The organism is Metabacillus litoralis (assembly GCF_020524045.1).
GTDB classification, from domain to species: domain Bacteria; phylum Bacillota; class Bacilli; order Bacillales; family Bacillaceae; genus Metabacillus; species Metabacillus litoralis_C.
In genome coordinates, this window is record NZ_JAIVKL010000027.1 from 32,559 (window position 1) to 44,540 (window position 11,982).

Consider the following 11,982-nt stretch of genomic DNA (forward strand, 5'->3'; position numbering starts at 1 on the left):
AAATGGAGGGTAATATGAATAGCTTAATTAATTTCGTGCTTAAAAACAAGTTTGCTGTATGGCTGCTTACGATTATAGTAACTGTAGCTGGTTTATATTCTGGATTGAATATGAAGTTAGAAACGATTCCTAATATTACTACCCCGATTATCTCTGTTACAACCGTCTATCCAGGAGCAACTCCTGAAGAGGTAGCAGATAATGTAACAGAACCGATCGAACAAACAGTATCAAATTTAAATGGAGTGAGCGTTGTTAGTTCAAATTCATTCCAAAATGCATCATCAATTCAAATTGAATATGCTTTTGAAAAAGATATGGATGAAGCAGAAGATGAGTTAAATAGTATTCTAGCAAAGCTTGAATTACCAGAGGGTGCAAATGATCCTTCGGTTTCTAGAATAAGCTTAAATGCATTTCCTATCTTAGCATTAAGTATTGCTAATGATGATTTATCACTGGCAGAGCTTACAACAGAAGTAGAAGATAAAATTCTTCCTGCTTTAAAAGGTGTTGATGGAGTTTCATCAGTAGAAGTATCTGGTCAACAAGTGGAGGAAATTGAGTTTAGTTTTAATGAAGATAAAATGAAAGAATATGGTCTTGATGAAGAAACTGTACAAAACATCATTAAAGGTGCGGATGTTAGTTTTCCTCTAGGATTATATACATTAGATGATACAGAGAAATCTGTTGTTGTAGATGGAAATATTACAAGTTTAGAAGACTTGAAAAACTTAGACATACCTGTTATGCCTTCCTCTGGTGCAGCACAACAAGGAATGATGCCAGGTGAGCAACAAGCTGGTATGACTGGTCAGTCACAAGCTGGTGCAGAAGCTGCTAATCAAGCACAAGCAGCTCAATCAATTGAGTTACCAACTGTTAAGTTATCAGAAATTGCAAACATTGAATTAGTTGGTAAAGCAGAATCGATTTCAAGAACGAATGGAAAAGAAGCAATTGGTATTCAAATTGTGAAATCTGCTGACGCAAACACGGTTGATGTGGCTAAGGAAGTAGCAGCAGAGTTAGCTGATTTTGAAGAAGAGATTTCAGGCCTAGACATTGTGTATACTCTAGATCAAGCAACACCGATTGAAGAATCTGTTTCTACGATGCTAAGTAAAGCGTTATTTGGAGCTCTTTTCGCAGTTGTAATTATTCTCTTGTTTTTAAGAGATTTTAAATCAACGTTAATTTCTATTATTTCGATTCCGTTATCACTATTAATTGCGATTGTTCTTTTAAATCAAATGGATATCACGCTTAATATGATGACATTAGGGGCAATGACAGTTGCCATCGGTCGTGTTGTGGATGACTCGATCGTTGTTATTGAAAACATCTATCGAAGAATGTCTTTAAAAGGTGAAGTATTAAAAGGGAAAGCACTTGTTCGTGAAGCAACGAAGGAAATGTTTATGCCGATTATGTCTTCAACAATTGTAACAATTGCGGTATTCCTTCCGTTAGCGTTAGTAAAAGGAATGATTGGTGAGTTATTCTTACCATTTGCTTTAACAATGGTGTTTGCGCTATTAGCATCATTATTAGTAGCCGTAACAATTGTTCCGATGATGGCACATAGCTTATTTAAGAAAAATTTATATGGTGAAGGTAAGCAGCTGAAACAGCATGATGATAAACCTGGAAAGCTTGCTGGGGCTTATCGAAAGATTTTAGAATGGACATTAAATCATAAGATTATTACATCAGCTATCGCAATCTTAATGCTGGTTGGAAGTTTATTTTTAGTGCCGGTGATTGGTGTTAGTTTCTTATCATCTGAAGAAGAAAAAATGATGATGGTTACGTACAAACCTGAGCCTGGTGAAACAAGAGAACAAGCAGAAGAAATGACAGAAGTTGCAGAAAAATTCTTCCTTGATCGTGAACATGTGAAAACAGTTCAGTTTTCATTAGGAAGTGAAAACCCAATGAATCCTGGTGATACAAATAGTGCATTATTCTTTGTAGAGTATGAAGAAGATACACCAAACTTTACGGAAGAAAAAGAAAAGGTTATTGAAGATTTAACAGAAGAAGCATCTGGTGGTGGAGAATGGGCTTCACAAGATTTTGCATCTGCAGGAGCTAGCAATGCAATTACCATGTTTGTTTATGGTAATAGCATTGAAGACATTACACCAGTCGTTCATGACATTGAAGACATTATGAAAAATAATGATAATCTTAAAAATGTTGAAACAAGTATGTCTGAAACATATGAAGAGTACACATTTGTGGCAAATCAAGAAGAATTAAGTAAGCTTGGTTTATCAGCAGCACAAATCGGAATGGAACTTAGTCCGACAAGAGAACGTCCTGTTTTAACAAAGATTGAAAAAGACGGAGAAGAAGTGAATGTCTATCTTCAAGTGGAAGAAGAAGATTACGAATCTGTTGATGATTTAACAGAAAAAACAATTACTTCACCGTTAGGTCAAACAGTAAAAATTGGTGATGTTGTCGAAGTGAAAGAAGGCGAAACATCTAATACTGTAACAAGACGTGATGGTAAAATTTACGTTCAAGTTTCAGGAGAAATTAAAACAGATGATGTTGCTAAAGTTTCAGCTGATGTTCAAACAAAGGTTGGCGATTTAGATATCGATTCATCGATTGAAGTAAATATGGGTGGAGTAACGGAAGATATCCAAGAATCATTTACTCAATTAGGATTAGCGATGCTTGCAGCGATTGCGATTGTCTACCTTATCCTTGTTGTAACATTTGGTGGCGGTTTAGCACCACTTGCGATTCTGTTCTCCCTACCATTTACAATCATTGGTGCACTTGTAGGATTATTGATTGCAGGTGAAACATTGAGTGTGAATGCAATGATTGGTGCGTTAATGTTAATCGGTATTGTTGTCACAAATGCGATTGTACTAATTGACCGAGTTATTCATAAAGAAAAAGAAGGCTTAAGTACACGTGAAGCACTTCTAGAAGCGGGTACAACTAGACTTCGTCCGATCCTTATGACAGCTATTGCAACAATTGGAGCATTAATTCCATTAGCTCTAGGTCTTGAAGGAAGCGGAATGATTTCTAAAGGACTTGGTGTAACAGTAATTGGTGGTCTTACAAGTTCAACATTGTTAACGCTTGTTATTGTACCAATCGTTTATGAAATGCTTAGTAAGCTTAGAAGAAATAAATCATTGGTTGAAGAAGAATAAAGATTGAAGGCCTGACATTTGTCAGGTCTTTTTTTAAAAAACAAACTAGATGAAAGAAACGAGGCTGGGACATATTTAAAGATGTCATACAAAAAAACGAATAAATCTATATTCAGTTAAGTTGAAAGAAATAAGTTCGTTTCATTGCGCTGCAGACATTTGCTTTCCGCGGGGAGGAAGCTAAGCCTCCTCGGCGCAAGCGCCTGTGGGGTCTCAGCTTTTCCTCTGCACCCGCAGGAGTCAAATGTCTTCCGCTCCATTCCACTAGTTCTTAAAAATAGTATGCAAAATTAAAAAGTCTAATTGAAGACAGCAAAAAAAAACCCGAAATATTAGGCTAATAATTAATTGAAATATCTCCTCATATTTCGGGTTTATCATTAGCTTAAATACTTATGTCCTAGCCTCTTTTTTTGAAAAAAAACTACATGAAAAAATCTCCTCGTAACTACTACAAATGTGATACCCTTTGACCCAAATATCCCACACACTTCGTTTCCTACCATCCAAAAGTGCAAAAAACGAATAATTAAGCTTCACAGTATCAATAAAAAAACATGACAAAAAAGGTATTGCAGCAAGTACTCAATGATGGTAATATAAAAATCAGCCAATTAGTATAACACATTATAATTATTGTATAACATAATATAAGGCGTAGGGAGGTTTGATATGGCAATAATCGTTTATGTTGTGTCTGATTCAGTTGGTGAAACAGCAGAATTATTGGTGAAAGCTGTAGCAACTCAGTTTAATGGTGGAGAAATGGAGATTCGTCATTATTCATATGTACAGGATATAGAAGATTTGAAGCAAATAATCGCTCAATCAAAAATCAGTGATGCGATTATCGCATATACGATTGTTGTTCCACTTTTAAAGCAATTTCTTGATGAAAAAGCTAAAGAAGAAGGAATTTTAGCCATTGATTTAATGAGTCCCCTTATGCAGGCTTTTCGTTCAAAGTTTAATAGTGAACCCAAAAGTGAACCAGGCTTGATGAGAAAATTGGATGAAAACTATTTTAGAAGAGTGGAAGCGATTGAGTTTGCTGTTAAATATGATGATGGTCAAGATGTTCGAGGAATTAGATTTGCAGATATTGTTTTAATCGGTGTTTCGCGAACATCAAAGACACCGCTTTCAATGTATTTGGCGAACAAAAGATTTAAGGTGGCTAATGTTCCTTTAGTTCCAGAAATTGCACCACCTGAAGAGCTTTTTGCGATTCCAAAAAATAAATGTGTTGGTTTAGTTATTACTCCTAATAAATTGAATGAAATCCGCATTGAACGACTAAAAAATTTAGGGTTAACAGCACAAGCTAATTATGCGAATTTAGGTCGTATTCTTGAAGAGTTAGATTATGCGGAAAGAATAATGAAGCGAATTGGATGTCCTGTTATTAATGTTTCGAATAAAGCTGTTGAAGAAACAGCTGATGTGATTTTAGCAATGTTCAAAAAGAGAGGGGCATGATTTTATGAGTAAATTTGTTTATATGTTTAACGAAGGAAACAGTAATCAAAGAGAGCTTTTAGGAGGAAAAGGAAGCAATCTAGCTGAAATGACAAGAATTGGTCTGCCTGTTCCATCTGGCTTTACTATATCTACGAAGGCATGCCTATCTTATTATGAACATGGTCAATCAATTTCAGTAGAAATAGAGTTTCAAATACTAGAAGCTCTTAAAAAGCTTGAAAAAGAAACAGGAAAAAAACTTGGTGATACAACAAACCCATTGCTGGTTTCTGTAAGATCTGGTGCAGTACATTCTATGCCAGGCATGATGGATACCGTTTTGAATCTCGGAATGAATGATGAAACAGCTCAAGGATTAGCTGAGCTAACAAATAATCCTCGTTTTGCATTTGATTGCTACAGAAGATTTATTCAGATGTTTAGTGATGTTGTGCTGAAGGTAGATGCCTTTTATTTTGAACAGTGTGTGGAAGAAACGAGAGAAGAAAAAGGATACAAATCAGATCCTGAGATGTCTGCAGATGATTGGAAAGAAGTGATTGAGAAATATAAGTTCATTGTGAAAAAGCACTCGAAAAAAATGTTTCCTCAAGATCCTAAGGAGCAATTATTTCTTGCGGTAAATGCCGTGTTTGATTCTTGGAATAATCAACGAGCTGTTGTGTACCGTCGTCTTCAGAATATTCCAGGTGACTTAGGGACAGCAGTTAATATTCAAAGTATGGTATTTGGGAATATGGGCGATGATTCTGGAACTGGTGTAGCTTTTACTCGAAATCCTTCAACTGGTGAAGAAATGCTTTATGGAGAATACTTAATGAATGCACAAGGTGAAGATGTTGTTGCTGGCATTCGAACTCCTCAGCCAATTACGACTTTACAAAATAAAATGCCTACTGTTTATAAGCAATTTGTTGACACTTGTGAATTGCTTGAACAGCATTATAAAGATATGCAAGATATTGAATTTACAGTCGAACGTGGACAGCTGTTTATTCTACAAACAAGAACGGGCAAAAGAACAGCACAAGCAGCAATTCGAATGGCTGTTGAATTCGTGAAAGAAAACATCATATCTAAGCAGGAAGCTATTTTACGAGTGGATCCTGATCAATTAAATCAATTGCTTCATAGACAAATAGATGATTCTTCTAACATAACCCCACTTGCCAAAGGGCTACCAGCTTCACCAGGAGCAGCAACAGGTCAAGTTGTTTTTACTGCAGATGATGCCGAACGCTTAACACAGAATCATCATAAGGTCATACTCGTTCGACCAGAAACAACACCAGATGATATACATGGAATGATTGCTTCACAAGCTACAGTTACTAGTCGTGGAGGAATGACTAGTCATGCGGCGGTTGTTGCCAGAGGAATGGGAAAGGCATGTATTTGTGGATGTGAAGCCTTGACGATTGATTTGAAGCAAAAACGATTTTCCGTAGGTGATACTGTGATAAATGAAGGAGACATTATTACAGTTGATGGCTCAACTGGTGAAATTTTTTTAGGTGAAATGAAGATGATTGAGCCACAATTATCAGAGGAGTTTCAATTATTATTAACCTGGGCAGATGAAGAGAGAAAGCTGGGAGTTCGGGCAAATGCAGACAATCCAGAAGATGCTAAAAAAGCTCTGAAATTTGGTGCAGGTGGGATAGGACTTTGTCGAACAGAGCATATGTTTATGGATCCCAAACGAATTCCAATCGTTCAGGAAATGATACTAGCTGAAAATAATGAAGAACGAAATGCTGCACTTGCAAAGCTGCTTCCAATGCAGCAGGAGGATTTTGAAGGGATTTTTGAAGTGATGAATGGAAATCCTGTCACAATTCGTTTATTAGATCCTCCTCTACATGAATTCTTACCTGATAAAGATGAATTACTTGTTGAAGTAACAAAGCTAAGAATGCTCAACACACCTTCTTCAGAGCTCCATGAAAAAGAAAAGCTTTTACGAAAGGTGCGTCAATTGCATGAATTTAATCCAATGCTCGGACATAGAGGCTGCAGACTTGGACTGATTTTTCCTGAAATATATGTGATGCAAGCAAAAGCGATTTTTTATGCGATTGCAAAAGTAACTGAAAAAGGGATCAATGTAAAACCTGAAATTATGATTCCTTTGGTTGGTCATGTAAATGAGTTAAAAGAAATGAGAAATCTAGTTCAAAGCGCAGAAATGCAAGTAACAGATGAAACAGGACAGATATTTTCTTATCTCATTGGCACAATGATCGAAGTTCCAAGGGCAGCATTAACTGCAGATTTCATTGCTACTGAAGCAGACTTTTTCTCCTTTGGTACAAATGACTTAACACAAACAACATTTGGATACAGTCGTGATGACGCAGAAGGCAAATTCCTTCAAGCTTATATTGACCAAAAAATTCTCAAAGAAAACCCGTTTTCTTCTCTTGATATTGAAGGAGTTGGAAAGCTTGTTGAAACAGGGGTCAAGCTTGGAAAACAAACAAAACACAACTTAAAAACCGGCATATGTGGTGAACATGGCGGAGAAAAGAAATCGATTCAATTTTGCCATGAAGTAGGCTTAGATTATGTCAGCTGCTCACCATACCGAGTTCCACTTGCTCGACTCGCAGCAGCACAGGCAAATATTCGGCATTCCAAGGTGGAACAATCATTTCAAGTTCAATTGTAATTTTGAAGGAAGATTCTTTTCGGCTTATTATGAACAATTAAACTGTTAAGTTCAGCAAAGCTTGCGAAAACACTCTTATAAGATCCGATTAGATGTACAGAAAAGTAAACCAAAATAAGATATCTTTGGCGTGAATTCACATACGAATTCACGCTTATATTCTTGTGATTTTACAATATTTTGGACTACAAGTGTCTGTAGCGCAATGGAACGAACTAATTTCTAAGTACCTCTTTAGTATCTCTTCACAAAGGATCCATTCTTTTAAATTCTAAAAACCTCTAAAAAAACTATCCTAACTCTCCCCTCAGAACCAACAAAAAATCTCCTTAATAATTTCATAGCGAAATCCAATCAGATAAGCTACAATTCTATTAATCTTACTCAATTTTTCATCAGCAGTTTTATGCTCGAAAATATAGGAAGATAAGGAGTACTACTTCCAAGAAAAATGAGGATAGTAGTCATGTTTATTTCACTTTGCACGTACTCTAATTACAGGACAAGTTGTTGATGGGGGATAATTTCATGGTATTTTCAAAGGGTAAGAAAGATAAATTTTCAGAGCTTTTATTAAAAATTACAGACAATTTACAGCAAACAACAAAATATTGTTTAGATCAGCAAATCACGAATCATCATGAATTACAATTATTTTTAGAAACAGTTAAAGAATACGAAACAACAGGAGATTCGTTCATACATATCATTACTAAGGAATTAAACTCAACATTTATTACTCCTATTGATCGAGAGGACATCTTGCAACTGGCAGTTGATTTAGATGATATTTTAGATGGAATCGAGCATATTGCTGCTCTACTTGAAATGTATTCTGTGACAAATTTAACAGATCATATGAAAAAATTCATGATCATCATTCACCAATGTACGCTTGAAATTTCTCATGCTATAGAATGTTTATCAAATAAAAAACTACAAGATATTTCACCATATTCTTTAAAAATAAAAGAACATGAATCGAATAGTGATAATTTATTACGATTAGCTGTGAAAAATTTATTTGCCGTTGTGAAAGATCCGATTAAAATTATTCAGCACAAAGACATTTACGAATCATTAGAAGGAATTGTGGATGATTGTCGTAAAGTTTCAAATACACTAGATAGTATTGTGATGAAAAATGCGTAAAGGTAAACAGTAGTATGGATGAAACCTTACTAATCACAACTTTCATTGTACTCGGCGCATTAACATTTGATTTTATTAATGGCTTTCACGATACAGCTAATGCAATTGCCACGAGTGTGTCAACAAAAGCGTTAAAACCAAGGCAAGCTGTTTTACTTGCAGCAGTGATGAACTTCATTGGAGCACTTACATTTACGGGTGTTGCGAAAACAATAACAAGTGATATTGTTGATCCGTTTACATTAGAAAATGGATCTGTCGTTATTTTATCAGCGTTGATTTCGGCTATTTTTTGGAACCTTATCACATGGTATTACGGAATTCCAAGTAGCTCATCACATGCGATTATAGGATCAATTGTTGGAGCAGCTATTGCTTCATCAGGTTTTTTTGGAATAAATTATTCTGGATTTATTAAAATTGTTCAATCGTTATTATTATCACCGATCTTAGCGTTTATTGTTGGATTTTTTGTTTATAGTTTATTTAAAGTTATTTTTCGAAATCATTCACTAACAAAATCGAACAATCGTTTTAGACGATATCAAGTATTAACCGCGGCATTTCAAGCATATACACATGGAACAAACGATGCACAAAAAGCAATGGGGATCATTACACTAGCGTTAATTGCTAACAATTATCATGACTCAACAGACATTCCTTTTTGGGTGCAATTTTCATGTGCGCTTGCCATGGGGCTCGGAACCTCAGTTGGTGGCTGGAGAATTATTAAAACAGTAGGAAATAAAATCATGAAGATTCGACCGGTCAATGGTGTTGCAGCTGATATGTCTTCAGCAGCAATTATTTTCGGTGCAACAATCTTTCATTTACCAGTAAGTACAACACATGTGATCTCCTCTGCAATTCTAGGTGTCGGAGCATCACATCGTAGAAAAGGTGTGAATTGGGGAACGGCCCAAATGATGGTGATTACGTGGGTAATTACCTTGCCAGCATCGGCCATTTTAGCTGGAATTGTTTATTATTTTCTACAATTTTTCATGTGAAAAAACGAATATGAAACAGTCTTTATATTTCTAGCAAACTATAATATATGAAAAATAACTCTATTTACACATTTCTCTGAATGATTTTCTAACTCCAACATATAAATATGGACAAGGAGAATTAGGGGGAGATTGCTATGAGTGAGGTTTTATTTTTAATTGTTTCACTTCTACTATTAAGTTTTATCACTGGAATGAAAATGCTAATCCACATATGGAGCAAGAAATACGAATACAAAAATGCGTGGGATTTAGTAGATGTAGATGTTAATAGAAGGCGAAAGCAACTTTAAAGCAGAGGATTAATCCTCTGCTTTTTTATAGTGGTTAATATTCCCTGGAAAAATTAATAAAAATGAATCTTGTGTAACCGATATATATCTAGAGAGAAGAATTCGACAATATTAAACCGATTTCGACTAAAAATGACAAAAGTTAAGGGAGATTCAACATGAAAATCAAAATGAAATTTACTGTAGGACGCAAGCTCTTTTCAACGTTCGCCGCAATTATTTTACTTATTCTTATATTGAATAGTATTAACACGTGGAACATGAATAATATTAACGAACAATCTACTGAAATCAAAGACAATTGGTTACCGTCAGTTGAGTATGTTGGAGAAATGAGATATTTAATGGAAAGCTATGTTTCTTTAGAATTATTTCATATTACTTCAACTCTTCCTGAGAAAAAGGCAGAATATGAGAACGCTTTAAATCAAGTGTTGGATAAATTAAATGGTGTTTCAGCTCAATATGAAAAGGTGATTTCATCAGATGAAGAGAGAAAAATATATGAAGAAGTAAAAATGGGTTGGGCAGACTATCTTTCATCATCTGAAGAAGTTTTAAAAGCGAGTAATGAAGATGACGATATTGCAGCTAGAGATCTTTTGCGTGAATCTAATGAAGAAATGAATTTGCTAAAAGAAAAGATTAATTCATTAGTCAATATAAACCATAATGGTGCAATCGCAGCATCCGATAAAGGAGATGCCATTTTTAAACAAGCAAACATCGTAACAGTTGTGTTTGTAACAATCGTCATTTTACTGTCAGCGATTATAGGCTTCTTGTTAACAAGAAGTATTTCGAGACCGCTTACAAATATGGCGAAGCAAGTAAATGAAGTGGCAAAAGGGAACCTAAACGTTGAACCACTTAAAATTAGAAATAAAGATGAGATTGGTAGTCTAGCCATTGATTTTAATGAAATGACAAGTAGTTTACGAGAAGTTATAAGCTCTGTTTCAGGTCATTCTCAACACGTAGCATCAACTTCTGAAGAGCTTACAGCAAGCGCTGAGCAAACATCAAAAGCTACTGAACAAATTACTGAATCGATTCAAGAAGTGGCTTCAGGAACGGATACTCAGCTACAACAAGCTTTGGAAGCAAATAAAGCAGTAGAAGAAATTTCAAAAGGCATGAATCAGGCAGCAAACTCGATTGTCGTAGTCGCGGATTTATCATCTTCTGCAAGCGAGCAAGCTATAAATGGATCAACTGTTGTAGAAGTGACAATAGAACAAATGAACGATGTGCAAACAAAAGTTCAATCGGCTACACAAGTGGTCAACTCATTAGGAGAAAAATCAACAAAAATTGCTGGTATTGTTTCTCTGATTAATAGTGTGGCTGAACAAACAAATTTACTAGCGCTTAATGCTGCAATTGAAGCAGCAAGAGCTGGCGAGCATGGAAGAGGATTTGCTGTTGTTGCGGACGAAGTACGTAAATTGGCAGAAGAATCTAGTCATGCGACAAATGAAATTCGAGCGATATTAGGAGAAATCAAGCTAGAAGCTGATAAAGCTGTGGAATCAATGGATGAAGGATCAACAGCTGTTGAATTAGGTATTGTGAAAGTGAAAGAAACAGGTGAAACATTTAAAGGAATTGTGAAGGTGATTGAAGAAGTTGCCGCACAATCTCAGGAGGTTTCAGCAATTGTTGAAGAAGTGACAGCAAGCTCCCAATCTATGGTCAAAATGGTTGAAGAAGTGGCAAGCATTTCACAACAAACAGCAGGAAACACACAAAATGTTGCCGCATCTGCTGAAGAACAAAACGCTTCTATGGAAGAAATTTCAGCTTCCTCAGAATCACTAAGTCAGCTAGCGATTGAGCTTCAGGAAATTGTTAGTCGTTTTAAAATATAGAAATAGTTTAAGCAGTATTATGACTTATTAATTGAATAGGCTGGGACACTCTAGTTTGTCCAATATTTAATAATGTTCTCTATTATTAAGTTTAAAAAAAGTCCGTTCCATTGCGCTGCAGACACTCGCTTTCCACGGGGAGGAAGCTAAGCCTCCTCGGCGAGGCCTGCGGGGTCTCAGCCTTTCCTCTATTGAGGGCACTGAAGAACTCAGGTTATTCTTAGATGAAATAATTTCCCAAAAAAAACCATCAATTTTTGTTCGAATTTTGAACAAAAATTGATGGTTTTTATCTGTTTCCCTTCTATTTTT

Annotated in this window: 8 protein-coding genes; 7 read left to right on the forward strand and 1 reads right to left on the reverse strand. The window is 35.6% G+C overall.

The annotated features are described in order from the left end of the window. Positions 1-14: 14 nt before the first annotated feature. The 7 genes from LC076_RS22825 to LC076_RS22855 all read left to right on the forward strand — a co-directional run bounded on the left by LC076_RS22825 (position 15) and on the right by LC076_RS22855 (position 11,670). Complete coding sequence (locus LC076_RS22825; RefSeq protein ID WP_226671425.1) at positions 15-3,188, forward strand: efflux RND transporter permease subunit; 3,174 nt, start codon at positions 15-17, stop codon at positions 3,186-3,188. 672 nt (positions 3,189-3,860) lie between these two features. Beyond that, on the forward strand, positions 3,861-4,667 hold the full coding sequence (locus LC076_RS22830; protein WP_226671426.1) for a pyruvate, water dikinase regulatory protein: 807 nt from the start codon (positions 3,861-3,863) through the stop codon (positions 4,665-4,667). A 4-nt stretch (positions 4,668-4,671) separates the two neighbouring features. Continuing rightward, a complete protein-coding gene (gene ppdK / locus LC076_RS22835; protein WP_226671427.1) occupies positions 4,672-7,341 on the forward strand; it encodes a pyruvate, phosphate dikinase in 2,670 nt (889 codons plus the stop codon). A gap of 528 nt (positions 7,342-7,869) precedes the next feature. After that, positions 7,870-8,493: a DUF47 domain-containing protein gene (locus tag LC076_RS22840; protein WP_226671428.1), complete on the forward strand. Its 624-nt coding sequence runs from the start codon at positions 7,870-7,872 to the stop codon at positions 8,491-8,493. Positions 8,494-8,507: 14 nt separating this feature from the next. Continuing rightward, positions 8,508-9,506 (forward strand): inorganic phosphate transporter, encoded by a 999-nt coding sequence (locus LC076_RS22845; protein ID WP_226671429.1) that lies wholly within the window; start codon positions 8,508-8,510, stop codon positions 9,504-9,506. A 137-nt stretch (positions 9,507-9,643) separates the two neighbouring features. Further along, entirely contained in the window at positions 9,644-9,799 is a 156-nt protein-coding gene (locus LC076_RS22850) for a hypothetical protein (protein ID WP_226671430.1), read from the forward strand. Between the two features lie 158 nt (positions 9,800-9,957). Continuing rightward, positions 9,958-11,670, forward strand: coding sequence for a methyl-accepting chemotaxis protein (locus LC076_RS22855; RefSeq protein ID WP_226671431.1), 1,713 nt, complete (start codon positions 9,958-9,960; stop codon positions 11,668-11,670). A 66-nt stretch (positions 11,671-11,736) separates the two neighbouring features. Here LC076_RS22855 and LC076_RS22860 read toward each other — a convergent pair. After that, on the reverse strand, positions 11,737-11,982 hold a 246-nt coding region (locus LC076_RS22860; RefSeq protein WP_226671432.1), incomplete at its 5' end, for a hypothetical protein.